Raw genomic sequence first — 25676 nt, forward strand, 5'->3', positions numbered from 1 at the left:
GATTGCCCGTGACGATGGGGAAGTTACAAAATCATGTCAATTGCGAAAATAAAATCATGACAATTATTTAGCGAAGCCACTGCGATCCTATCCGATCAGCTCCGCCACCGGCAGCGCCATCTCCTCCTTCACCGTCTTGGTAACGATGTAGGTGAAATAGCGGTCGATGCCGATCTCGCGCTCGAGCAGGCCGTCGACCAGCCGCTGATACGCGTCGATGTCGCGCGCCATGACCTTCAGCATATAGTCGACTCCGCCGCCGACAGACCAGCAGGCGACGACCTCGGGAATATCGCGTATCGCGCGCTCGAAACGGTCGAAATCGGCCTGTCTGTGGGCACCTAGCGTTACCTCCATCAGCACGGTGGCCACCGGCGCGATCTGGCGCATGGCGATCTTTGCATGATAACCGCTGACGATGCCTGCCTTTTCCAGCTTCCTCAATCGCATCCAGCAGGGCGTGGGCGACAGGCCGACGCGCTCGGCCAGCGCCAGCTTGGTGATGCGGCCGTCGCGCTGGATGGCGTCGAGGATGCGCAGGTCGATCGGATCGAGCTTCATTCCGGATATGGACGGGAGAATTGTCATGCGCCAAGCATGATCCCGCATTTTTTCGATTGTCAATTGCACTGATTCTGATCTCATATGAGTCATGACATTGTGGCGCCCAGATCCGGACCTCATCAGACGCCCCGCCTATCTCTCGCTTGCCGAGCAGATCGCGCGGGCGATCCATGACGGGCGGCTGGAAAGCGGCGCGCGGCTACCGACCCACAGGCGCATGGCCGACGACCTGCAACTGTCGGTACAGACGGTCAGCCGTGCCTATGAGGAACTGATCCGGCGCGGGCTGATCTCGGGAGAGATCGGCCGCGGCAGCTTCGTGCAGACGCGTCGCCGCGAACCTGACCCGCCCTATCTGCCGGAACGGCTGGGCGAGGTCATCGACCTGTCGATCCTGAAGCCGGTCTGCGAGCCGATGCACCTCGACAAGATGAAGCGCGCTCTGGGCTGGCTGGCGGAGAACCTGCCGCCCAGCTCGGCTCTGTCGTTCCGCCCGAACGTGGTGTTTCCGCGCCACCGGGCGGTTGCGGTGGAGTGGCTGAAGGCCTGTGGGCTCAGCGCTTCACCGCAGAACATAAGCCTCACCAACGGCGCCACGGCCGGCATGACCGTGGCGCTGATGAGCGTCGCGCCTCCCGGCTCCACGGTGGCGACCGAGGCTATCGGCCATCACACACTTATCCCGCTCGCCACCTATCTCGGCTTCAACCTCGAAGGACTGGCGATCGACGATCAGGGCATGATCCCTGAAGCGCTCGATGCAGCCTGCCAGGAATCGCCGATCCGCGCGGTTTTCCTGCAGCCCTCGGTGATCAACCCGACTTCAACCCTGATGAGCGCCGAACGGCGCAAGGCGATCGCGGCGGTGGCACGCAGGCATGATCTGGCGATCATCGAAAACGACGTGCTCGGCCCGCTGGTCGAGAACAGGCCGCCGCCGGTGGCGGCTTTCGCGCCCGAACGCACGCTCTACGTCACCAGCTTCACCAAGATCGTCGTGCCGGGATTGCGCATCGGCTATCTCGCAGCGCCCGATCGTTTCGTGGCGGCGGTCGCCAACCGTCACCTCGTTTCGAACTGGATGGCGACGCCGATGGTTGCGGAGATCGCCACCAAATGGGTGGCGGACGGCACCGCCATGGAACTGGTCGAGTGGCAGCGCGAGGCGCTGAAGCGGCGGCACGCCATCGCCGCCGAACTGTTCGCGAACGTGCCTTATCGCGCGCACCGCGATGGCCTGCATGTCTGGCTGCCGCTGAGCGGCGAGCGCTCGGAAGAGGGTTTTGTCGCCCAGGCGAGGCTGCAGGGCGTGGCGATCGCGCCTGGCGCTTCGTTCAGGATCTCGCAGGCCGAATGGCAGCCGGCGGTGCGCATTTCGCTCGGCTCAACGACCGAAGGCGAGCTTCGCGCCGGCCTAGGGGTGGTGGCGCAGCTGCTTCTCGGCGACCCCGAACATCTGCTGCTGGCGATCTGACGGTCAACCTGGCGGAAGAACGGATTCTCTCAACACGGCGTGGTCCGGAGAGAATCTCTCTACTGCCGTGGCCATCAACAGCCTCTTTCTCCGGCAGCTCGAAATAGACTCGCCGCACCTTATCCAGGGGAGGCTCCCATGTCCGCGCATTTCGCACGACCGCACCGCCACGACGCTCTCGACCGGCTTTCCGACCGCCGGCTGCTGCGCGAACTCGCCTATGTCGACGGCCACTGGACGGCGGGCGAGGCCGGGCACGGCTTCGCCGTCACCGACCCTGCCAGCAGCGAAACCGTCGCCTGGGTCGCGGCGCTCGACGCCGGTCAGACCAAAACCGCGATCGACGCCGCAGCCAAGGCATTCCCGAAATGGAAAGCGCTGCTGCCGCAGCAGCGCTCGGCCATTCTACGAAAATGGTTCGAGCTGATTCTCGCCGCCAAGGAGGATCTGGCGCTGCTGATGACACTGGAACAGGGCAAGCCGCTGGCGGAATCGCGCGGCGAGATCGACTATGCCGCTTCCTTCGTCGAGTGGTATGCCGAGGAAGCAAAACGCCTAAACGCCGAGAGCGTGACCAGCCACCTGCCCGGCGCCGAAATGATGGTGCGGCGCGAACCGCTCGGCGTGGTCGGCGTCGTCACGCCCTGGAATTTTCCGTCCGCCATGCTGACCCGCAAGGCCGCCGCGGCGCTGGCAGCCGGCTGCACGATCGTCGCCCACCCCTCTTCCGAGACGCCGCTGTCGGCGCTGGCGCTGGCCGAGCTCGGCGAGCGCGCCGGCCTGCCGGCGGGTGTGTTCAACGTGGTCACCGGTGACGCGGCGACCATTGTGGGCCGGATGTGCGAGGATAGCCGCGTGCGCGCGCTTTCCTTCACCGGCTCGACCCAAATCGGCCGCCTGATCGCGGCGCAATGCGCCCCGACCATGAAGCGGCTGGTCATGGAACTGGGCGGGCATGCTCCGCTGATCGTCTTCGACGACGCCGATCTCGACCGCGCGGTTAAGATCGCCATCGACGCCAAGTTCGCCACCTCCGGCCAGGATTGCCTCGCCGCGAACCGCATCTACGTCCAGCGCGGCATCTACGACGCCTTCTGCAAGGCCTATGCCGAGCGGATCGCCGCTCTGAAGGCTGGCGCAGGCCTCGCGGACAATATCGACATCGGCCCGCTGATGCATGAGCGCGCCGTGGTCAAGGTCGAGGAGCAGATCGCCGACGCCATCGAGCGCGGCGCCCGGCTTGTCACCGGCGGCAGGCGGCACCCCGCTGGCAAATTGTTCTTCCAGCCGACACTGCTCGCCAATGTGCCGGATGACGCGCTGATCATGCGCGAGGAGACGTTTGGGCCGGTCGCGGCCGTCACGCCCTTCGACACGGAAGCGGAAGTCGTCGCCCGCGCCAACGACACCGAATACGGCTTGGTCGCCTATGTCGTGACCGAGAACGGCGCACGGCAATTGCGTATGGGCCGCACGCTGGACTACGGCATGGTCGCAATCAACCGCGTCAAGATCACCGGCGCGCCGATCCCGTTCGGTGGCGTGAAGCAGTCCGGCATCGGCCGAGAGGGCTCGCGCCATGGGCTCGAAGCCTTCACCGACCTGAAGTACCTTTGCCTGGATGCGGCGTGAGATTCCGAATGCCGCCCAAGGCGCAGCGCGAGAATGCGCCCTCATCTGAATGAACTGGAGTACCTGATATGCTCGACCGCTCGAACGAACTTTCCGCCTGGGATCGCGACCACTTCTTCCATCCCTCGACCCATATGGGCACGCACGCTCGCGGGGAGTCGCCGACGCGGGTGATTTCGGGCGGCGAAGGCGTCTACATCACCGACACCAACGGCCGCACCAGCCTCGACGCGTTTGCCGGGCTCTATTGCGTCAATGTCGGCTATGGCCGCCAGAAGATTGCCGACGCCATCGCCGAGCAGGCGAAGAACCTCGCCTACTATCACGCCTATGTCGGCCACGGCACGGAAGCCTCGATCACGCTTTCCAAGATGATCGTCGACCGCGCGCCGAAGGGCATGTCCAGGGTCTATTTCGGCCTGTCCGGCTCGGACGCCAACGAAACCAATATCAAGCTGATCTGGTACTACAACAACGTGCTCGGCCGGCCGGAGAAGAAGAAGATCATCTCACGCTGGCGCGGCTATCACGGTTCGGGCGTCATGACCGGCTCGCTCACCGGCCTCGACCTCTTCCACAACGCCTTCGACCTGCCGCGCGCGCCGATCCTGCACACCGAAGCGCCTTATTATTTCCGCCGCGCCGACCGCTCCATGAGCGAGGAGCAGTTCTCTCAATACTGCGCCGACAAGCTCGAGGAGATGATCCTGGCCGAAGGGCCGGAGACTGTCGCCGCGTTCATCGGCGAGCCGATCCTCGGCACCGGCGGCATCGTGCCGCCCCCGGCGGGCTATTGGGAAAAGATCCAGGCGGTGCTGAAGAAGTACGACGTGCTTCTGGTCGCCGACGAGGTCGTCACCGGCTTCGGCCGCCTCGGCACCATGTTCGGCTCCGATCATTATGGCATGAAGCCGGACCTGATCACCATCGCCAAGGGCCTCACCTCGGCCTATGCGCCGCTTTCCGGCGTCATCGTCTCCGACAAGGTCTGGCAGGTGCTGGTCCAGGGTTCCGACAAGCTCGGCTCGCTCGGCCATGGCTGGACCTATTCGGCGCACCCGATCTGCGTGGCGGCCGGCGTCGCCAATCTCGAACTGATCGACGAGATGGATCTGGTGAAGAATGCCGGCGAGACGGGTGCATATTTCCGTGCCGAACTCGCAAAAGCCGTCGGCGGCCACAGACACGTCGGCGAGGTGCGCGGCGACGGGCTGATGGCGGCGGTGGAATTCGTCGCCGACCGCGACGACCGCGTGTTCTTCGATCCGGCCCAGAAGATCGGCCCGCAGATCGCCGCCGCCCTTGCGGAGCGCGGCGTCATCGGCCGTGCCATGCCGCAGGGCGACATTCTCGGCTTCGCCCCGCCGCTCTGCTTGACCAAGCAGGAAGCGGATGTGGTGGTGGAGAAGACGGCGGACGCGGTGAAGGCTGTGTTTGCCACGTCTAATTCTGAATAGGTCCCGCAGCCCCTCACCCTTACCCTCTCCGGTAAGAACGGGGGAGAGGGGGCGTCAATGTCGTGGGCAGCCTTATCCTCCCGCAATCCTCGGGAGGATAAGGAACAGCGCTGGCGACTCCCTCTCCCCGTCTTTCACGGGGAGAGGATAAGGGTGAGGGGCAGCGCCCAAGCTTGCAAAGTGAAACGTACATGACCACCAATCCCCTTCCCTCCACAATGGCCGCCGTTCTGCTCACGGGACATGGCGGGCTCGACAAACTCGAATACCGCACCGATGTCCCTGTCCCCTCGCCCGCGCCGGGCGAGGTGCTGGTCGAGGTGACTGCCTGCGGCATGAACAACACCGATGTCTGGGTGCGCCAGGGCGCATACGGCACCGAGGAAGACGCCACGGCGGTCTCGACCTGGCGGCGGCAGGGCAACACCCTGACCTTCCCGCGCATCCAGGGCACCGATACGGTAGGCCGGATCGTAGCCGTCGGCGAAGGCGTGCCGGAGAGCCGCATCGGCGAGCGCGTGATGGTCGATTTCTCGATCTACAACCGCGACGATGATTCCCTTGCCGACATCGACTATATGGGCCACGGCCGCGACGGCGGTTACGCAGAATACCAGACGCTGCCAGCCGAGAACGCCCATGTCGTCCGCACCGATCTCTCCGACGTCGAACTTGCGACTTTTTGCTGCGCTTATCTGACCGGCGAGCAGATGCTGGAGCGCGCCGGCCTGAAGGCCGGAGAGCGCGTGCTGGTCACCGGCGCTTCCGGCGGGGTGGGCTCGGGCATCGTCCAGCTTGCCCGCGCCCGCGGCGCGATCCCCTATGCGATCGTCGGTCCCGGCAAGGAACAGGCGGTGAAGGATATCGGCGCGGAAGCCGTTATCACGCGCGGCGTTCCCGACCTGCTAGCGGCGGTGAATGAGGCGGCCGCTGGACAAGTCATCGACGTCGTCGCCGATCTGGTCGGCGGTGCGATCTTCAACGACCTGCTGCGCATCCTGCGCCCGGAAGGCCGCTACACGACGGCCGGCGCAATCGCCGGGCCGGTGGTGCAGTTGGACCTTAGGACGATGTATCTGAAGCAACTGCAACTGCACGGGTCGAGCCAGGGCACGCGGGCGGACTTCCGCCGCATCGTCCGCTACATCGAGGAAGGCAAGATCAGGCCGCTGGTCGGCGGCGTCTATCCGCTGTCGGATTTCCACCGCGCGCAGAGCGACTTCATGGCCAAGGATTTCGTTGGCAAGCTGGTCGTCGTGCCGGACAGAAAGCGCGTCTAAACCGCTCGTCTGACAGCCTTCAACCGCCTTTGGCGGCAGCCGTAGCTTTGAGGAATTCGGCGGCCTCGGCGACAAGCTCCGCTACTGGCCGCGTGCCGTCGAGGGTCAGCGCGGCCTCGTCTCCTGTCGGCGGCTCGAGGTCGGCGAACTGGCTGTCGACCAGCGTGGCCGGCATGAAATGCCCCTTGCGGCGGCCGACGCGCTGCCTCGCAGTCCCTTTGTCGATCGCCAGATGGATGAAGACGAGGCCTGGGCAGAACCGCCGCAGGCGGTCGCGATAGGATCGCTTCAGCGCCGAGCAGGCAGCGACGCCGCCATTTCCGGTTCGCGCCGCCTTATTCAATTTCGCGCCAACCGCGTCGAGCCAGCCAGCGCGATGCGCGTCGGTCAGCGGCTGGCCGCCCGCCATGCGAGCGACGTTTTCGGGCGGATGCAGTTGGTCGCCTTCAATGAAGCGGCAGCCGAGCGCTTCGGCGAGCGCGGCCCCAACCACCGACTTGCCGCACCCGGAGACGCCCATCACTACCACGGCCGGCGCGAGGCCGGCCGAACCCGTCTGATCGGGCGCCGGTTTCATTTCCATTTTCGAACTCACCTGCTGGCCGGCGCGCGCCCGTAGAGCAGCAGCATGCCGATGATGACGACGCCATAGATCACCTGACGTCCCGCTTCGGGCATCTGCATAACCGACAGGATCGACTGCAGCAAGGTGATGAGGATGACGCCGGCGACGGTTCCGAGATAGGAACCGCGGCCGCCGAGGATCGAGGTGCCGCCGAGCACGACGGCGGCGATGGCCGGCAGCAGGTAGGCGTCGCCCATGGCCTGCGCCGCCTTGGAAGCATAGCCGGCCAGGAGCACTCCGCCGAAGGCCGAGAGCCCGCCGGAGACGGCGAATGCGATCATGACGATTCGCCGCGTGTCTACGCCGGAAAGATAGGCGGCGCGCTCGCGATTGCCGATGGCGTAGACCGCGCGGCCGAATGTCGTGCGGGTCAGGACGAACACCATGGCCGCGCCGACGATCGCCCACACCACGACGGCGTTGGGTACGCCCGGCAGAAGAAAGCCGGTGGCGAGCCAGCGCATCGCGGCCGAGGCGGAATCCTGCGGCGAAAATCCGCCGGTATGGACGACCATCAGCCCTTGCGCGACGGCGTTGGTGGCGAGCGTGATGATCATCGACGGGATGCGCAGATAGGCGACGCCGATGCCGTTGACGAGGCCGATCAGCACGCCGCAGGCGATTCCGAACGGGATGGCCAGTACCATGCCGGCAGTGCCGTGTGCGGCGGCCGCGCACGCCATCATCGCGCCGACCGCGACCACCCAGGGCACGGACAGGTCGATCTGGCCGAGCAGGATGACGAGCATCATGCCCGACGCGATGACGCCGAGAAAGGACGCCACCTTGAGCTGCTGCAGCAGGTATTCCGGCGACAGGAAACTGGTCGAATAGAGGCTGCCGAAAATCAGCAAGAGGATGATGCAGGCAAAGGCGGTGGCGACCGCAGGATCGGCGCGGCGCAGGAAGCCGGGCATGCGACTGGCGATGCGGGCGGTGGTAGTATCTGTCATCCGAACCACTCCAGCCGGTTCTTGACCCTGAACAGCGCGAATGCGCCGACGCTGACCGCCACGAGCAACACCACCCCCTGGAACAGGGGCTGCCAGAGCGGATCGAGATCAAAGACGAACAGCAGGTCGCCGATGGTGCGGAACGCGAATGCTCCGAAGATCGCGCCGATGGCGCTGCCCTTGCCGCCGAACAGGGACACGCCGCCGAGCACGACGGCGGCAATAGAAAACAGCGTATAGGCGTTGCCGCTGGCAAGCGCCGCCTCGCCCGTATAGGTGAAGAAGGTCAGGAACAGCCCGCCAATCGAGGCCAAGAGCCCGCCAAGCGTGTAAGCCATGAACTTTGCCCGCCGGATCGGCACACCCGACATATAGGCCGCGACTTCGGAGGAGCCGGCGGCATAGGCCGCACGACCGGTCAGCGAACGCCGGAACGGGATCCAGACCACCAGCACGACGGCAATCAGCGTGACCAGGCTCGCCGGCACCACGCCGAAAAGGCGGCCGGTCAGCGCGTCGGCCAAATCCTCGTTGACGGAGCCGCCGGGAAACGGCCGCAGCATCAGCGCAATGCCAAAATAGACGGCACCGGTAGCGATGGTCGCGACGATCGGCTGGAGCCGGCCGAAGATGACGATAGCGCCGTTGATCGCGCCGCAGAGCACGCCGACGAGGAGCACGGCCGCGACGCCGAGGGCGGTTTCCATCGGCGTTCCGACGACCAGCCACGAGGCCAGGCAGTTCGTCAGGATGAAGATCATCCCGACCGAAAGATCGATGCCGGCGGTGATGACCACAAGCGTCTGCGCCATCGCCACGAAAGCGAGCAGCACGCCCTTGTTGGAGGCGGTCTGCACCACATTTGCGGTCAACCCGGCGGGGTGGTTCGCCGTGTAGAGAATGAACATCGCGACGAAAATGCCGAGCGCGAGCAGCGTGCCGCGCTGTTCGGCCGCCCAGTAGCGCCAGTCCTTCATGCGCCCGCTCCCATCGCCACCCCGGCCTCCGCACCCTTGATGTTGAGCGCGCTGGCGATCAGCGCCCGCTCGGTGATCTCATCGCCCGCCAGTTCGCGCTTGATGGCGCCGTCATAGAGGACGAGCACACGGTCGCAGCAGCCGATCAGTTCGTCATAGTCGGTGGAATAGAAGATGATCGCGGCGCCGGCGTCGGCAAGCTGACGAAGCAGCTGATAAAGCTCCTGCTTGGTGCCGACATCGATACCGCGCGTCGGATCGTTGAGCAGGATGATGCGCGGTTTGCGCATCAGCCATTTGGCGATCACCACCTTCTGCTGATTGCCGCCTGAAAGCGCGCCAACCGGAATGTCGACGCCCGCGGTGCGGATGGCGAGCAGGCGAACCATCTCGTCGATCAGCCGCTGCTCGGCGTCGCGGTCGATGACGCCGCCGCTGGAGACGCGGTCGAGCGCGGCGAAGGAGAGGTTCTCGCGCACGCTCATCGGCAGCATCAGGCCCTCGGTCTTTCGGTCCTCCGGGATCAGCGCCATGCCGATCCCTTCGGCGCGGGCCGCCGAAGGACTGGAGATCGACGCCGGCCGGCCGTCTATCAGTATCTCGCCCGAAACGCCGCGCAAAACGCCGAACAGGGCCAAAAGCAGTTCGCGCTGCCCCTGCCCGTCGAGCCCGCCGAGGCCGATCACCTCGCCCGCCCTGACCGACAGCGAGATATCGCGCAGCCGGCCGTTCCAGCCAAGATTGCGGCATTCGAGCACCGGCGGACGACTGTCGTCGGCGGCCGGCGGCTTTGGCGGGAAGATGTGGCTGTATTCGCGGCCGATCATCAGTGCGACGACTTCGTTGTCGGACTTGCTGCCGGCCTTGTAGGTGGCGACGTTACGCCCGTTGCGGAACACGGTGCATTCGTCGGCGAGTTCGGCGATCTCGTGCATGCGGTGAGAGATGTAGAGAAGCGCGAGGCCCTCCGAGCGCAGCCGCTTCAGCACGGCGAACACCTTCGACACGTCGGCCGCAGTCAGCGCCGAGGTAGCCTCGTCGAGGATCAGGATGCGCGGCTTGCGCGCCAGAGCCTTGGCGATTTCCACCATCTGCCGGCGCGAGAGCGGCAGGTCCTTGACCAGCGCGTGCGGATGGATGTCGGCCGCACCCGCACGCGCCAGCGCTTCCTCGGCGATTCTGCGCTGCGCCTTGCGGTCGATCATCCCGAACTTTCTCGGCGGGTCGGAAATGACGATGTTGTCGGCGACGCTGAGATCGGGGATCAGCGACAATTCCTGGAAGATACAGGCGATTCCCGCTCGGTTGGCCTCGGCCGGAGAGGCGAAGGAGATCTCGTTGCCGGCCAGTGTCATGCGGCCCTCGTCCGGCGCGACGACTCCGGCCATGACCTTGATGAGCGTCGACTTGCCGGCCCCGTTCTCGCCCAGGATGGCATGGATGCGGCCGGCATAGACGCGAAGTTCGGCCTGTTCCAGCGCCCGAACGCCGCCATAGCGTTTCGAGACGCCTTCCATCTGGAAGAGCGGAACGGCAGCCTCCGCCGGACCTGCCTCCATCAAAATCCCCTCCCGGTCGCGCCCTGCGCATCGGGCGCCGCGGTTTGTCCGTGACGCCCGATCGTCTGGATGGCAGTTACTGGTTCGCTTCCGTCTGGCCCATGATCTCCTGCGCGGTAAAATTGATGCCGCAGGTCGGGAAGGAATTGCCGACGAAGAAATTGTCGGACTGGTCGGGGAAGTAGTCCTCGTTCTCCTTGAAGTTCGGATCCTCGACGATCGCCAGCGGCAGCTTGACCGACTGGGGAACGACATTGCCTTCCAGGGCCGCGATGGCCGTTTTGATGGCGACGGCGACCTGCGCCGGCCCGGTGCCCGCAGAGGAGCACTTCAGACCATCGGCCGAGAATTTGGCGCAGAATTTGCGGAAGCCGTTTTCGGTCTCGGCGCCGATCGGCACCCAGGGATGCTTGGCGTCGATCATCGCCTGCACCACGCCGGTATCGCCGCCCTGCGCGGTGATGCCGTCGAACGTCTTGTGCACGGCGATCGCGTCGGCTGTCGCCTTCTGCGCTGTCGGGTCGTCCCACTTGCCGAGCACCTCGACCACTTCCCACTTCTTGCCGGAGGCCGCGAAGGTCTCGTGGATGCCGTTGTGGCGGTCCGTGTCGACCGAAGTCCCGGCGACGCCGCGCACTTCGAGCACCTTGCCGCCTTCCGGCAGATGCTTGATCAGCCAGTTCGCCCACAGCACGCCAAGGCCCTTCTGGTCGACATTGACGTTAATGGCGTCTTCCGTGTCGAGGATGTTGTCGAAGGCCACGAGGACAACGCCCGCATCTTTTGCGCGCTTGATGACGGGCGCGAAGGCGGTCGGGTTCTGGGCGTTGACGACGATCGCGTCATAGCCTGAATCGATGAAGTTGTTGATCGCCGAAATCTGCGCCGGCACGTCCTCGCCGGTGGAGACGACCTTGAACTCCTTGAGCTTGGCCGCGACCTCCGGCTGCGCCGCATAGGCCTTGGCCGTCTGGATCATCTGGATGCGCCAGGTGTTGGCGATGTAGCCGTTGGCGAGCGCGATCCGGAACGGGCCTTCCTTCTTCGGGTATTTCAGGAATTTGGTATCGGCAGACCATGGAGCGAAACATTCCGGCTCGGCGGACGGGCCGCTCACGATTTCCGGCTCGGCCATGGCCGTCGTATTCAGCATGACGAGTGCAGTGGCGGCAACGATGCCGCCGAGAACGGTTCTGATCATCGATATTCCTCCCAAATGCAGTTCTGGTTTGACTTGTAGTCCCTGCGAATCTGGCCTCCTGCGGCGGCTGCGCTCCCCCCGCTGAACGTCCGTGGGCAGCTCTCCTCCAGCCGACCGCATTTGGCCTGATTTATCAGACAATATCAATACCGCAAGCCGTTCGCCACGGTCAGAAGCGCGAGCTTGCAGCAATGATGGTAGCGCTACCATCTCAGGCTGTAAAGCAGCTTTCCGCTACGTAAGCTCCCGTCAGCCGGCCCGTTTCGTGCTTTTGCGCGGCATCAGCTCGAAGCCGACATCGACCACTGGTTGCGGCGGCCGCTCGCCCGAAATTGCCGCCCGGGCCATGCTCACAGCCCGCCTGCCGATTTCGTAGCGGTGCGTCCTGACGCTGGTTATCGGCGGAAACGCAGCCTGCATCATCTCGAGATCGTTGAAGCCGGCGATGCCTATGGTGGCGGGAACCGCGAGCCCGGCGCCGTGGCATTCGAAAAGCACGCCGAGGGCAAGATCGTCATTGTTGCAGAAGACGGCGTCGAGCGCCGGCATCTTCGCCCGCGCCTCGCGAAGCAGGTCGCGCCCGAGCGACACGCTGGAGGGTGAGGCCGTGGTGGTGACGAGCCGCGGGTCGAATATGCCGGCGTTCTCCATCGCCGCCCGGTAACCCGCCAGGCGGCGCTGCGAACGCGGATCCATCCGCGCTCCGATGAAGCCGATATTTCGATAGCCGGCCTCGGCCAGGTGGCGGGTCACTGCCCGCCCGCCTTCGAAATGCGAAAACCCGACCATCATGTCGACCGGATCGGGGCCGGTCTCCATGATCTGGACGACCGGGCAGCCTGCGTCTTCCAGCAACGCGCGGGCGGTCGGCGTCTGGTCGATGCCGGAGACGATCAGCGCCGACGGCCGCTGGCTGAGAAATACCTGCAGCAGGCGCTCCTCTTCCAGCCCGGAATAATGCGTATTGCCGATCTGGACCTGAAGATGGCTATCGCCCAGCCCGTCATAGATGCCGCGCACCACTTCCGCGAACACATTGTTGGTGAGCGACGGCACCAGCACGCCGACGACGTCGGCGCGGGCGGAGGCCAGCGCGCGGGCGTTGCGGTCAGGCACGTAGCCCAATTCCGCGACGGCGGCGGCAACCTGGCTGCGCAATTCCGGCGAGACGCGCCCCGGCTCGCGTAGCGCCCGCGAGACGGTGATGGCGCCGACGCCGGCGCGTAGCGCCACATCGGCAATGGTTGGGCGGCCGCCGCCGCGGCGAGCGCGCGGCTTCACCAGTTCTGCGTCCGGCCCACTCTCATCCTGCGGCATGCCCACCCCGCGACCAGTCGTACCAGCCGAGCATGGCCGGCACGAGCAATGGGGTTGCGCAGCGCCTGCACTATGTCAAGCCAAGACCGGCGCTCATCGCAACCGGGTGAGGTCGGCCGCCCTGTTCTCGACGATAGCTTCCATGGAAAAGAAGCCGGTCACCGTGGCGAGGTCGAAATTGGTGATGAGCCGCTGGTAAAACGCGTCGTAGCCGGCCATGCCCCTGGTCACAACCTTCACGAGATAATCCCAGTCGCCGCCGATCCGGTAGAAGTCTATGACTTCCGGCAGGCGTTCGACGTGCTTGCGGAAGCTGTCGGCCCACTCCTTCGAGTGATGGCGAGTGCGGATCATGACGAAAACCGTAAGGTCGAGGCCCAGCGCGGCCAGATCGATATTGGTCCGCGAGCCGAGAACGAGGCCGCTGGCCTTCAGCCTCTGCAGCCTGCGCCAGCAGGCATTTTGGGAAAGACCGACCCGATCCGCCAGGTCCCGCTGCGAAATGGTTCCGTCATTTTGCAGGCAGGTCAGGATTTTCAGATCAAAGCTATCGATGTTTTCCATATTACCGATCATCTGACACAAGGCATCAGCCAAATCGCAGAATTTCGATAAGGTTTCAACTCGATTGTCGCGGTATTCTCATCGGCATAGCTTTATGGAGGCATGCCATGCCCATGACACGAGTAGATCCAGCCGCCGACCCGGGCCTGCTCCGGCAGTTCAGGGCGGCGCTTTCTTCGGGCGACGTGATGGAACGGCTGCGGGCTGGCCTAATCGGCAACGATGCCATGATCGACGGGCCGTTCGGACGCAAGCCCCTCGTCTATGCCGACTACGTGGCCTCCGGCCGGGCGCTGATGCAGGTCGAGGAATTCGTGCTGGCAAAGGTCCTGCCCTTCTACGCCAACAGCCATACAGAGGCGTCCTACTGCGGCGGCTTCATGACCAGGCTGAGGCGTGTGGCCCGCGCCGTTGTCGGCGAATGCTGCGGCGCGACCGGCGAGCACGCCGTGATCTTTGCGGGATCGGGAGCGACCGCCGGCCTCAACCGGCTGGTGTCATTGCTCGGCGTCGCCGAGGCCGTGGCTTCCGGCAGGCGGGCCCGCATCATCATCGGCCCCTATGAGCACCATTCCAACATACTGCCCTGGCGCGAAAGCGGCGCGGAAGTGGTCGAGATCGCCGAAGATCCGCTCGGCGGCCCAGATCTCGATGCGCTCGACGCGGCGCTGCGCGACGCCGACGGAATGGGATGCGTGGTCTGCGCTTTCTCCGCCGCATCCAACGTGACCGGCATAGTCACCGATGTCGCCGCGGTCACGCGCAAGGTCAAGGCGGCGGGCGCCAGGATGATCTGGGATTATGCCGGCGCGGGACCCTACCTGCCGATCGCCATGTCTCCCGCGGCGGGCGCCCAGATCGACGCAGTCGTGGTTTCGCCGCACAAATTCATCGGCGGTCCGGGAGCGTCGGGCGTGCTGATCGTGCGCCGCAAGGCGGTGACGGCGACGAAGCCGTCCTGGCCCGGCGGCGGCACGGTGCGGTTCGTGTCGCCTACGAGCCACGATTACAGCGACAGCCTCGAGGCGCGGGAGGAAGCCGGCACGCCCAATGTCGTGGGCGACATCCGCGCCGCACTGGCCTTCCTGGTCAAGGATGCCATCGGGGCGGATGCCATGCAAAGCCGCAATGCCGACCTCACCCAGTGCGCAACCACGGCATGGAGAGAGGTGGAGCAGATCGAACTGCTCGGCTGCCAGGCAGCGCCGAAACTGCCGATCTTTTCCTTCAGGGTCAGGGACGGCAATGGCGGCTATGTCCACCAGCAGCTGGTGACGCGCATGCTGAGCGACCGCTTCGGCATCCAGGCGCGAGGCGGTTGCGCCTGCGCAGGTCCCTATGTGCACCGCCTGCTCTCGATCGACGCGGCGGAATCCGAGCGGATGCGGCAGGCGATCCTGGCCGGTGCGGAGATGGAGAAGCCGGGCTTCACCCGGCTCAATTTCAGCGTTCTCCTGCCGGACGACAAGGTGAGGTTCATTCTGGACTCCGTCGCCGAACTCGCCCGCGATGCGGGGAAGTTCGCGCCGCGCTATGATGTAGATGCCGGCCGGGCGATCTTCTTTCCGCATGCGGCCTAAACCGAGCAGAGGTTCCCACATGCAACGCCCCGACGTCGCCGGCTTCTACGATCCCCGCACCTGCTCGATCCAGTATGTGGTCAGCGATCCGCGCACGCGCAAATGTGCCGTTATCGATCCCGTCCTCGACTTCGACGAGAAATCGGGTTCGACGGCGACCTACAATGCGGACCGGCTGCTCGACTTCATCCGATCTCAGGATCTCGACCTTCAGTGGATCCTGGATACGCATCCGCATGCGGACCACTTTTCCGCGGCAAGCTATCTGAAGTCCAGGACCGGCGTCCCGACCGCCATCGGCGCGCATGTCGTCGACGTCCAGAAGCTCTGGGCGGGCATATACAACTGGCCGGAACTGCGCACCGACGGCTCGCAATGGGACCGGCTGTTCGCCGAGGGCGAGACCTTCCGGATCGGCGACATCGACACGCGGATCCTGCATTCGCCCGGCCACACGCTGGCATCGATAACCTACATAGTGGGGGACGCGGCCTTCGTGCATGACACGATTTTCATGCCGGATAGCGGGACCGCGCGCACCGACTTTCCCGGCGGCAGCGCCAGGGCGCTATGGGCGAGCATACAGGAAATCCTGGCGCTTGACGGAGAGACGCGGGTGTTCGTCGGCCACGACTATCAGCCTGACGGGCGCGAGCCGCGTTGGGAAAGCACCGTCGCGGAAGAGAAGGCGCGAAACACCCACCTGACGCGCTACCCCAGCGAGGAGGCGTTCGTGGCGTTCCGCAACGAACGCGACAGCACGCTGGCCATGCCGAAGCTGATCCTGCATGCCCTGCAGGTCAACATCAATGGCGGCCGCCTCCCCGAGCCGGAGGCAAACGGCAGACGCTATCTCAAATTTCCGATCGACGCGCTCTCCGGCGCTGCCTGGGGCTGACGCAGCAACAGGCGGCGACATCGAGTCGCTTTTGATGGCGAGAGCCGGTTCTCGCGGTTCGGGCTCGGTAGATAGTGGAAGATCGTGCGATCGGCGGGACAGGTTCTTGTGCTGGTCCGCGCGATCTGATTCTCTTGGGTACTCCGATTCGGGCCGGGGCGCGCACAGGACCGGATGGCATGACGAACAGCAACAAACCCGAATTCACCGAAATGAAACCGCGGCTGACGGTCGTCGGGGTCGGCGGCGGAGGCGGCAACGCGGTCAACAACATGATCGCGGAAGGCTTGGAGGGTACCGAGTTCGTGGTGGCGAACACCGACGCCCAGGCGCTGACCATGTCGAAGGCGTCCCGGCTGATCCAATTGGGTTCGCTCGTCACTGAGGGGCTGGGCGCCGGATCACTGCCGGAGATCGGCCAGGCTGCCGCCGAAGAATCGATCGACGAGATCATGGACCAGCTGGCCGGCACGCATATGTGCTTCGTGACGGCCGGCATGGGCGGCGGCACGGGAACGGGCGCGGCGCCGGTGATCGCGAAGGCAGCGCGCCAGGCCGGCATCCTCACCGTCGCCGTCGTGACCAAGCCGTTCGTGTTCGAAGGCAAGCGCCGCATGCAGATGGCCGAACAGGGCATCGAGCTCCTGCGCGAATATGCCGATACCGTCATTGTCATTCCGAACCAGAACCTCTTCAGGGTCGCGACCGCCAGCACGACCTTCGAGAACGCGTTCGCCATCGCCGACAGGGTTCTCTTTTCCGGCGTCAGCTGCATTACCAACCTCATCGTCAAGGAGGGCCTCATCAATCTGGATTTCGCGGATGTGAGGACGGTGATGAAGGATATGGGACGGGCGATGATGGGCACCGGCGTCGGCACCGGCGAGCACCGGGCGAAGAAGGCGGCCGAAGCTTCGATCGCAAATCCGCTGCTTGACGAAAAATCGATGAAGGGCGCGCGAGGCGTGCTTGTGTCCATGTCGGGCGGCTCCGACATGACCTTGTTCGAGGTCGACGAGGCCGCCACACGCATCCGCGAGGAGGTTGGCGATAATGCCGACATCATCATAGGCGCCATCTTCGATGACCAGCTCGAAGGCCAGTTCAAGGTATCGGTGGTCGCGACCGGACTGGAAGGAAGCGAAGCTGAGGCCGGAGCCGAGATGATCCTCAGGTCCGGAACCGGCTCGGCCGAGATTCCGGGCCATACGCTCCAGTAGGTCGGGTTTGCGGCGAAAGCCCTCTGCGAGTACAGCCCGCGGGGATCGCCGTCGGCTTTCAGGCCAATTTATTAAAACCCAGATCATTTGGAGCCTTTCATGGCCACTTCATCGGACAGATTGCGTATCGCCGTGCTCTTTGGCGGACGCTCCGCCGAACATGACGTTTCGGTGCTTTCGGCAACCAATGTCATGCGCGCGCTGGAGCCCGCGAAATACGACGCCGTTCCCGTCTTCATCACCCGTGAAGGACAATGGCTGCTGAGCAGCTTCGAGAGCGGCACGCTGGCGAAACCTTCGAGCGGCGCGGAAATCTGCCTGGTGCCGGGCGGACAGGGGCGGATGATGGCGATCCCGACCAATGGCGCACCCTACGAACTGCCGAAGATCGACATCCTCTTCCCGGTGCTGCACGGCCTGCATGGCGAGGACGGGGCGGTGCAGGGGTTGGCGGAAGTGGCGCGCGTGCCGCTGGCCGGCTGCGGCATTCTCGGTTCGGCAACAGCTCTGGACAAGGACATCGCCAAGCGCCTGCTGAACGAGGCGGGCGTGCCCACAGCGCGATCCGTCACGATACACCAAGCCGCCGCACCGGCTTTTGCAGAACTGCAGAGCGCGCTTGGGCTTCCGTTTTTCATCAAGCCGGCGCGGCAGGGCTCCTCTGTCGGCGTGAGCAAAGTCTGGACCGAACGAGACTACGAGGCCGCGCTTACAGAAGGCTTCAGGCACGACCACAAGCTTTTAGCAGAAGAATTCATTCGAGGCCGGGAGATCGAATGCAGCGTGCTGGAGGACACGGAAGGCGGCCTCTTCGTTTCCCGTCCCGGCGAGATCGTGCCGGCGGAGAGCCACGGCTTCTACAGCTACGACGCCAAATATGTCGATGAGCACGGAGCGGCGCTGAAAATCCCGGCGGAGCTGCCGAAAGAGATCGAAGACAGTATCAGGGCGATGGCGGCAAAGGCCTTCCGGGCGGTCGGCTGCGATGGCATGGCGCGCGTCGATTTCTTCGTGACGCCGCAGCTGCGCATCCTCATCAACGAGCTCAACACCATTCCCGGCTTCACCGATATCAGCATGTATTCCAAGGCGATGGCGGCAAGCGGCGTCAGCTATTCCGAGATCATCGATCGGCTGGTGGCGCATGGCCTGGCCCGCGCCGGTCGATCAACCTGATGGTGAACCCCGGGGCCTGATAGCCAGTTTCACCTCACCGGCGGAACCGGGATAGGACCGGGCGGTGGCGTCGGCTGCGGCATCGGGTCCGGTGCGGGATCGGGGCCAGGGAAAGGCTGAGGCGGAATGGGCTGCGGCGGGATCGGCTGCGGATTTTGCTGATTGGTGGAGTTCAACATTTCGTGTCCCTTCGGGCGCTTGTTCCAAGTCCGTTTCAGGACCGTGGGGTCGTACCTCAACCATTCGGGCCTCACCTTGTTCCAACACGCGAGGCGGCGCCCGGCCCCTGTTCGACCGAGGCCCGGCGCAGCGCTTTCATTGGCCAGGAGATATCGCTGTTGGGAAAAAAGTGCCGCGTCCGAGAAGCGCCATGTTCGTCAGGCATTCATAAAGATGGGCTGCAAGAAAGCGGGTGCGACGCTTTAACCGGGCCTTAACCCGCGACTCATGCTAACATCGGATCAGAGAGTCAGGCTCGCGCGACACAGACTCTCCGGGATGTGAAGGAACCACAGGCCCATTCCGGAAGTTGAAGTTACGCTGGCCGCAGGCAACCAGACCGGCCAAAGCGCGAGGGTGTCATGCAAGGAAAAACATCCGACGTCTTCGACCTATTTTCGGAGATTTACACGGATACGGCTCGAGAGGAGATGAGCCTTCAGCAATATCTCCTCGCATGTTGCGAGGACAGTTCGATGTATGCCTCCGCCCCTGAGCGGATGGTAGCGGCCATAGGCAAACCTAACCTGGTCGACACCAGCAAGGATGAGCGCCTCGGCCGCATTTTCGCGAACCGGACGATCAAGATTTATCCTTCGTTCGCGGACTTCTACGGCATGGAGGACACGATCGAGCGGATCGTCGGCTATTTCCGCTATGCCTCCCAGGGGCTCGAGGAGCGCAAGCAGATCCTCTATCTCCTGGGTCCGGTCGGCGGCGGCAAGTCGTCGTTGGCGGAGCGGCTCAAGAAGCTCATGGAGGAGCGCCCGATCTACACGCTGAAGGTCGGCAACGAAATCAGCCCGGTTTTCGAATCGCCGCTCGGGCTCTTCAATCCGGACCGTATGGGCGACCTGCTGGAAGAAAAATACGGCATCGCACGTCGGCGTCTGAACGGCCTGATCTCGCCTTGGGCGGCCAAGCGACTGGATGAATTGAAGGGCGATATCTCCAAGTTCAGCGTCGTCAGGCTCACGCCTTCCCGGCTTCGCCAGATCGGCATCGCCAAGACCGAGCCGGGCGACGAGAACAACCAGGATGTTTCCGCCCTGGTCGGCAAGGTCGACATCCGCAAGCTCGAGGATTTCAGCCAGTCTGATCCCGACGCCTATTCCTACAGCGGCGGCCTGAACCGGACGACGCAAGGCCTGCTGGAATTCGTCGAGATGTTCAAGGCGCCAATCAAGGTGCTGCACCCGCTGCTGACGGCTACCCAGGAAGGCAGCTACAACGGCACCGAAAGCTTCGGGGCCTTCCCCTATCAGGGCATCGTGGTGGCCCATTCCAACGAGTCGGAATGGCTGCAGTTCAAGAACAACAAGAACAATGAGGCGTTCCTCGACCGCATACTGGTGGTCAAGGTTCCCTATTGCCTGAGGGTCACCGAAGAGAGGCAGATATACGAAAAGCTGCTGCGCGAAAGCGAGCTGGCCAACAGCCCCTGCGCTCCCGAGGTGTTGGACATATTGAGCCGGTTCACCGTCTCGACGCGCCTGGCCGAGCACGACAATTCGCCGCTCTACACCAAGATGCGTGTCTATGACGGCGAGAACCTGAAGGAGATCGACCCGAAGGCAAAATCGGTTCAGGAATATCGCGACGCCGCCGGGGTCGACGAGGGCATGACTGGCGTCAGCACGCGCTTCGCGTTCAAGATCCTGTCGCAGACGTTCAACTACGACACTGAGGAAGTGGCCGCCGATCCGGTGCACCTGATGTACATACTGGAGCAGGCGATCAAGCGCGAACAGTTCCCGAAGGAAACGGAGTCCGACTATCTCGATTTGATCAAGTCGGAACTGGCCACGCGATATGCGGAGTTCATCGGCCACGAGATCCAGAAGGCCTATCTGGAATCCTACAGCGAATACGGCCAGAATCTGTTCGACCGCTACATCGCCTACGCCGATGCCTGGATCGAGGATCAGGACTACAAGGACCCCGACACCGGCCAAAACCTCAATCGCGAGGTGCTGGATAACGAGTTGTCGCAGATCGAAAAGCCGGCCGGCATCGCCAATCCCAAGGACTTCCGCAACGAGGTGGTGAAGTTCACCTTGCGCGCGCGCGCCCGCAACCATGGGCGCAATCCGTCGTGGACGAGCTACGAAAAGCTGCGTGAAGTCATCGAAAAGCGGATGTTCGGACAGGTCGAGGATCTGCTTCCCGTGATCAGCTTCGGCTCCAAGCAGGACAGCGTGACGGAGAAGCGGCATACGGAGTTCGTGCAGCGGATGGTCGAGCGCGGCTATACCAAGCGCCAGGTGCGCCGGCTGGTAGACTGGTACATGCGCGTCAACAAGGCGGGTTGAAGCCGGCCCGATAAATTGGGTCAGGACCCATCATGCCGATCTTCATCGATCGCCGACTGAACCCGAAAGACAAGAGCCTTGGCAACCGCCAGCGCTTCCTGCGCCGTGCGCGCGAGGAGTTAAAGCGCAACATCAGGGATCAGGTCCGAACCGGCAAGATTTCCGATGTGGACGCCGAGCATACGGTTTCGATGCCGGCCAGGGGTACCAACGAACCGAGATTCGACGACGCTAAGGATAGCGGCCGGCGTCAGCACGTCCTGCCGGGAAACAAGCATTTTGCCCCCGGCGACCGGATTCCGAAGCCCAGCCAGGGCGGTGGGATCGGAAGCCGGCCGGGCAAGCGGATTTCCGAAGACGATTTCCGGTTCGTGCTTTCGCGCGAGGAGGTGCTCGATCTTTTCTTCGAGGATCTCGAATTGCCGGACATGGTCAAGCTCAACCTCAAGGAGATCGTCGCATACAAGCCGCGGCGGGCAGGCTTTACCGTGACCGGGGCTGCGACCAACATCAATGTCGGGCGCACAATGCGCCACAGCCATGGCCGCCGCATCGCGCTGAAGCGTCCCAAGCGGCAGGAGGTGGAGGCGGTGGAGCAGGAGCTTGCCGCGCTTGAAGCGGCACCGCCAAGTGCGGCCGCTAGCCAGCGCATAGCCGAGTTGCGCGAGGAGTTGGAACGGCTGGAGCGCCGGCGCAGGCTGATCGCCTTTGTCGACCCGATCGACATCCGCTTCAACCGCTTCGACCCGCAGCCGGTGCCTAACGCAAATGCGGTCATGTTCTGCCTCATGGACGTGTCGGGCTCGATGGGTGAGCGCGAGAAGGATCTGGCCAAGCGGTTCTTCGTTCTGCTCCATCTTTTCCTGAAGCGCCGCTACGACCGCACCGAAATCGTCTTCATCCGCCATACCCACGAGGCGCAGGAGGTTGACGAGGAAACGTTCTTCTACAGCACCCAAAGCGGCGGCACGATCGTCTCCACCGCGCTGGAGGAGATGCGCCGTGTCATCGACGAGCGCTATCCCAGCAAGGAATGGAACATCTATGCCGCGCAGGCATCGGACGGCGACAATTCGGTCACCGATTCCGAACGCTGCATCTCCCTGCTCGACGGCGAGATCATGCGACTCTGCCAGTATTTCGCCTATGTCGAAATCATCGACGAGCGCGAGAGCCACATCTTCGGCTCGACGGACAATGGCACCTCGCTGTGGCAGGCATACAGCACTGTCGACGACAATTGGCCGAACTTCCAGATGACCCGCATCGCCAAGGCCGCCGACATCTATCCGGTGTTCCGCCGACTCTTCACCAAGCAACCCGTCCTTCAAAAGGGCAGGTGAGAGCAAAGGTCGATGTCCATGGACGCAGGCATATCCGGTTTGCTGTTTTCCGGCTCGGACTGGGATTTCGCAACGTTGTCGCGCGCCCACGACGCCATCGAGAAGATCGCGACCGAAGAGCTTCACCTCGACGTCTATCCAGTGCAGATGGAGATCATCTCGTCAGAGCAGATGCTCGATGCCTATTCCTCGATCGGCATGCCGCTGATGTACCGCCACTGGTCGTTCGGCAAGCATTTCCTCTACCAGGAGCTCTTGTATCGCAAGGCTGGCCGCGGGCTCGCTTATGAGCTCGTCATCAACTCCGACCCATGCATCGTCTACCTGATGGAAGAGAACACCATGCCCTTGCAGGCCCTGGTGACTGCGCATGCAGCCTTCGGCCACAACCACTTCTTCAAGAACAATTATCTGTTCCGTCAGTGGACGGATGCGGGCTCCATCCTCAGCTATCTGGATTTTGCCAAGAGCTACATCACGCGCTGCGAGGAACGCCACGGGCTGGCCGCGGTGGAGGAGATCCTCGATGCGGCGCACGCATTGATGGAGCAAGGCGTGTTCAGATACCGGCGCCCGCCGAAACTGTCGACGGAAAAGCAGCGCGAAGGCATTCGCGAGCGGCTGGAGTATGAAGAACGGACATACAACGATCTATGGCGGACGGTTCCAAAATCGAAGAGCGGCGAACCGGCCGACGAGGCGGAATCCAAGATGGCGGAGCGCAAGAGATCGCTGCACCTGCCGGAAGAAAACCTGCTCTATTTCCTGGAGAAGAACAGTCTGATCCTGGAGCCCTGGCAGCGCGAGATCATCAGGATTGTCCGCATCATCGCGCAATATTTCTATCCGCAGCGCCAGACGCAGGTGATGAACGAAGGCTGCGCCACCTTCGTGCACTACACCATCATGAACACGCTTTTCGACCGGGGCCAGATCAGCGAAGGCGCCATGCTCGAAATCCTGCGCAGCCATTCGAACGTGGTGTTCCAGCCGGCTTTCGACGACCCTCGCTATTCCGGCATCAATCCCTACGCGCTCGGTCTCGACCTGATGCAGGACATCCAGCGCATCTCGATAGAGCCGACCGCCGAGGACCGCGACTGGTTTCCCGACATTGCGGGCAATGGCGACTGGCGCGAAACCCTTCTTGAGGCCTGGGCCAACCACCGCGACGAATCCTTCATCCGCCAGTATCTGAGCCCGACGCTGATACGGAAATGGCGGCTTTTCACCCTCAACGACGCTGCCAGCGAACCGCATTACCAGGTCGCGTCGATTCACAACGAACGGGGATACGAGAAGATTCGCTCGGCGCTCGCCGACAGCTATGATGTCGGGACGAGCCGGTCGGACATCCAGGTGGTCGATCTGGATCTCCTCGGCGACCGGCATCTGCGTTTGCAGCACAAGGTCAGGGACGGCATCGTTCTGGAGGAGGAGAGCCGGGACGCGACGTTGCGCCATGTCCGCAAACTCTGGGGCTACGATGTCAGCCTGCAGGGAGTGGACGCCGAAACCGGCGCTTCGGTCTACGAATGCTCGACACGCCAGATCGGAGAGTGACCAGGCGCGGCTACGCGGAAGAGACCCATTGTTTGGGTTAGACCGTTAGGAACTTTCGTACCTGCGGCCTGTCGAGGTCCTCGGCCGGACCGGTATGCACGATCTGGCCGCGATCCATGATATAGACCTCGTCGGCGAGTTCTCGGCAGAAATCGAGATATTGCTCGACCAGCAGCACGGCGATGCCCGCCTGGTCGCGCAGATAGCGGATGGCGCGGCCGATATCCTTGATGATCGACGGCTGAATGCCCTCGGTCGGTTCGTCGAGCACCAGCAGTTTCGGCCGCATTACCAGCGCACGGCCGATGGCGAGCTGTTGCTGCTGGCCGCCGGACAGATCGCCGCCGCGCCGCGACAGCATCTGGCTCAGCACCGGGAAAAGCTCGAAGACATGTCCGGGAACATTGCGGTCGGTCCGTTTGAGCGAGGCGAAACCGGATTCGAGATTTTCCTTCACCGTCAGCAAGGGGAAGATTTCCCGCCCCTGCGGCACGAATGCGATGCCCGACCGGGCGCGATCGTACGCCGCGCTCCGGTCGAGCGCCTTCCCCTCGAAGGCTACGCTTCCCGACGTCAGCCGGTGGTGGCCGACGATCGATCTCATCAGACTGGTTTTGCCGACGCCGTTACGGCCGAGCACGCAGGTGATCTTGCCGGCGTCCGCCTTGAGCGAGACACCGCGCAGCGCCTGGGCGGCGCCGTAGTGGAGGGTGGCGTTGGAGACTTCCAGCATCAGAAGCCTCCGCAAGAGGTCAGGAGGCTTTCGACCCGACCAGCCACAGCTTGGGCCGGGGCTTTCTTGTTTCTACGGTGATGGTCTTGTGATGGCAGCTGAACGAGACCCGCCAGCACTCCCGCGCACCGGAAGCCGTCTGCGTCTCCCACATGCCTTTCAATTTGAAGGGCGGCGCGCCGGCGTCGCCGCGCCACTCGACATTCCCGACTTGAAACTGGCCAGCCTTCAAGCCGGCGCGCAAACGCGTCCAAAGCTCGCGAGAGTTCATTGCAGTCCCTACCGCCCAAGATACACCTCAATTACTCGCTCATCTGACGAGACAAAATCAAGTGTTCCTTCGGACAGGACCGCACCTTCGTGCAGACATGTGACTTTTACGCCAAGCTCTCGCACGAAATGCATGTCGTGCTCGACGACGATGATCGAATGAGTCTGGTTGATGTCCTTCAGGAGGCGCGCGGTTTCTTCGGTTTCGGCGTCGGTCATGCCGGCAACGGGTTCGTCGACCAGGAGCAGCTTCGGATCCTGCGCCAGGAGCATGCCGATCTCCAGCCACTGCTTCTGGCCATGAGAGAGACTGGCTGCCGGCTTGTCGCGCTTGTCGCCGAGCCGCGTGACGCCGAGGATGTGGTCGATGCGGCGCGCGTCTTCGGCTGAACGCCTGTGAAACAGCGCGGGAAAGATCGAGCGCGGACCGCTGAGCGACAGCACCAGATTATCCTCGACCGTATGGCTTTCGAACACGGTCGGCTTCTGGAATTTTCGGCCGATGCCCATCATGGCGATCTCGGCCTCGTCGTGGCGTGTCAGGTCGACTTCCCCGTCGAAGAACACCTCGCCCTCGTCAGGCCGTGTCTTGCCAGTAACGATATCCATCATCGTCGTCTTGCCGGCGCCGTTGGGGCCGATGATCGCCCGCATCTCGCCCCTGTCGAGCACCAGCGAGAGCTTGTTGATGGCGCGAAAGCCGTCGAAGGCGACCGAGACGCCGTCGAGATAGAGGATAGTGCCGGATTTCGACATCTT

General features: G+C 63.6%; 20 protein-coding genes and 1 pseudogene. 11 read left to right on the plus strand and 10 right to left on the minus strand.

Annotated features, from left to right (window positions below):
• Positions 1 to 87: 87 nt before the first annotated feature.
• A complete protein-coding gene (locus ABVK50_RS17545) occupies positions 88 to 561 on the minus strand; it encodes an Lrp/AsnC family transcriptional regulator (protein ID WP_353645903.1) in 474 nt (157 codons plus the stop codon).
• Between the two features lie 91 nt (positions 562 to 652).
• On the opposite strand from ABVK50_RS17545, the gene ABVK50_RS17550 reads away from it, so the two are divergent.
• From ABVK50_RS17550 to ABVK50_RS17565, 4 genes are all read left to right on the plus strand, one after another.
• The gene (locus ABVK50_RS17550; RefSeq protein ID WP_353645356.1) at positions 653 to 2038 is read left to right on the plus strand and encodes a PLP-dependent aminotransferase family protein; all 1386 of its coding nucleotides are present in this window, start codon (positions 653 to 655) and stop codon (positions 2036 to 2038) included.
• Positions 2039 to 2176: 138 nt separating this feature from the next.
• Positions 2177 to 3670 (plus strand): NAD-dependent succinate-semialdehyde dehydrogenase, encoded by a 1494-nt coding sequence (locus ABVK50_RS17555; protein ID WP_353645355.1) that lies wholly within the window; start codon positions 2177 to 2179, stop codon positions 3668 to 3670.
• 68 nt (positions 3671 to 3738) lie between these two features.
• Entirely contained in the window at positions 3739 to 5127 is a 1389-nt protein-coding gene (locus ABVK50_RS17560) for an aspartate aminotransferase family protein (protein ID WP_353645354.1), read from the plus strand.
• 191 nt (positions 5128 to 5318) lie between these two features.
• Positions 5319 to 6407 carry an alcohol dehydrogenase family protein gene (locus ABVK50_RS17565; protein ID WP_353645353.1) on the plus strand — a complete coding sequence of 363 codons (1089 nt, stop codon included), beginning with the start codon at positions 5319 to 5321 and terminating at the stop codon, positions 6405 to 6407.
• 19 nt (positions 6408 to 6426) lie between these two features.
• Here the strand turns inward: ABVK50_RS17565 and ABVK50_RS17570 are convergent, their stop codons facing one another.
• The 7 genes from ABVK50_RS17570 to ABVK50_RS17600 all read right to left on the minus strand — a co-directional run bounded on the left by ABVK50_RS17570 (position 6427) and on the right by ABVK50_RS17600 (position 13615).
• Complete coding sequence (locus tag ABVK50_RS17570; RefSeq protein ID WP_353645352.1) at positions 6427 to 6990, minus strand: gluconokinase; 564 nt, start codon at positions 6988 to 6990, stop codon at positions 6427 to 6429.
• An 8-nt stretch (positions 6991 to 6998) separates the two neighbouring features.
• A complete protein-coding gene (locus ABVK50_RS17575) occupies positions 6999 to 7985 on the minus strand; it encodes an ABC transporter permease (protein ID WP_353645351.1) in 987 nt (328 codons plus the stop codon).
• A complete protein-coding gene (locus ABVK50_RS17580; protein WP_353645350.1) occupies positions 7982 to 8962 on the minus strand; it encodes an ABC transporter permease in 981 nt (326 codons plus the stop codon). Before ABVK50_RS17580 ends, ABVK50_RS17575 begins: the two co-directional genes overlap by 4 nt.
• Positions 8959 to 10521 carry a sugar ABC transporter ATP-binding protein gene (locus tag ABVK50_RS17585; protein WP_353645349.1) on the minus strand — a complete coding sequence of 521 codons (1563 nt, stop codon included), beginning with the start codon at positions 10519 to 10521 and terminating at the stop codon, positions 8959 to 8961. Before ABVK50_RS17585 ends, ABVK50_RS17580 begins: the two co-directional genes overlap by 4 nt.
• 76 nt (positions 10522 to 10597) lie before the next feature.
• Positions 10598 to 11722, minus strand: coding sequence for a sugar ABC transporter substrate-binding protein (locus ABVK50_RS17590; protein WP_353645348.1), 1125 nt, complete (start codon positions 11720 to 11722; stop codon positions 10598 to 10600).
• A 249-nt stretch (positions 11723 to 11971) separates the two neighbouring features.
• Positions 11972 to 13039, minus strand: coding sequence for a LacI family DNA-binding transcriptional regulator (locus ABVK50_RS17595; protein ID WP_353645347.1), 1068 nt, complete (start codon positions 13037 to 13039; stop codon positions 11972 to 11974).
• Between the two features lie 93 nt (positions 13040 to 13132).
• A complete protein-coding gene (locus tag ABVK50_RS17600) occupies positions 13133 to 13615 on the minus strand; it encodes an Lrp/AsnC family transcriptional regulator (RefSeq protein WP_353645346.1) in 483 nt (160 codons plus the stop codon).
• 176 nt (positions 13616 to 13791) lie between these two features.
• Here ABVK50_RS17600 and ABVK50_RS17605 point away from each other — a divergent pair, with 176 nt between their 5' ends.
• From ABVK50_RS17605 to ABVK50_RS17635, 7 genes and pseudogenes are all read left to right on the plus strand, one after another.
• A complete protein-coding gene (locus ABVK50_RS17605; protein WP_353645902.1) occupies positions 13792 to 15183 on the plus strand; it encodes an aminotransferase class V-fold PLP-dependent enzyme in 1392 nt (463 codons plus the stop codon).
• Between the two features lie 22 nt (positions 15184 to 15205).
• Positions 15206 to 16081: pseudogene (locus ABVK50_RS17610) on the plus strand (MBL fold metallo-hydrolase); the annotation flags it as partial.
• 179 nt (positions 16082 to 16260) lie between these two features.
• Entirely contained in the window at positions 16261 to 17301 is a 1041-nt protein-coding gene (gene ftsZ, locus ABVK50_RS17615; protein WP_353645345.1) for a cell division protein FtsZ, read from the plus strand.
• A gap of 99 nt (positions 17302 to 17400) precedes the next feature.
• On the plus strand, positions 17401 to 18477 hold the full coding sequence (locus ABVK50_RS17620) for a D-alanine--D-alanine ligase family protein (protein ID WP_353645344.1): 1077 nt from the start codon (positions 17401 to 17403) through the stop codon (positions 18475 to 18477).
• Between the two features lie 581 nt (positions 18478 to 19058).
• Positions 19059 to 21008: a PrkA family serine protein kinase gene (locus ABVK50_RS17625; protein ID WP_353645343.1), complete on the plus strand. Its 1950-nt coding sequence runs from the start codon at positions 19059 to 19061 to the stop codon at positions 21006 to 21008.
• 32 nt (positions 21009 to 21040) lie between these two features.
• Entirely contained in the window at positions 21041 to 22351 is a 1311-nt protein-coding gene (locus ABVK50_RS17630; RefSeq protein ID WP_353645342.1) for a YeaH/YhbH family protein, read from the plus strand.
• An 18-nt stretch (positions 22352 to 22369) separates the two neighbouring features.
• Entirely contained in the window at positions 22370 to 23914 is a 1545-nt protein-coding gene (locus tag ABVK50_RS17635) for a SpoVR family protein (RefSeq protein WP_353645901.1), read from the plus strand.
• A gap of 37 nt (positions 23915 to 23951) precedes the next feature.
• Here ABVK50_RS17635 and urtE read toward each other — a convergent pair whose 3' ends face one another.
• Together urtE and urtD are read right to left on the minus strand one after the other, a co-directional pair.
• Entirely contained in the window at positions 23952 to 24647 is a 696-nt protein-coding gene (urtE, locus tag ABVK50_RS17640; RefSeq protein WP_353645341.1) for an urea ABC transporter ATP-binding subunit UrtE, read from the minus strand.
• A 279-nt stretch (positions 24648 to 24926) separates the two neighbouring features.
• Positions 24927 to 25673: an urea ABC transporter ATP-binding protein UrtD gene (gene urtD / locus ABVK50_RS17645; protein ID WP_353645339.1), complete on the minus strand. Its 747-nt coding sequence runs from the start codon at positions 25671 to 25673 to the stop codon at positions 24927 to 24929.
• Positions 25674 to 25676: the final 3 nt, after the last annotated feature.

This window comes from Mesorhizobium sp. WSM2240, assembly GCF_040438645.1.
Taxonomy (GTDB): domain Bacteria; phylum Pseudomonadota; class Alphaproteobacteria; order Rhizobiales; family Rhizobiaceae; genus Allomesorhizobium.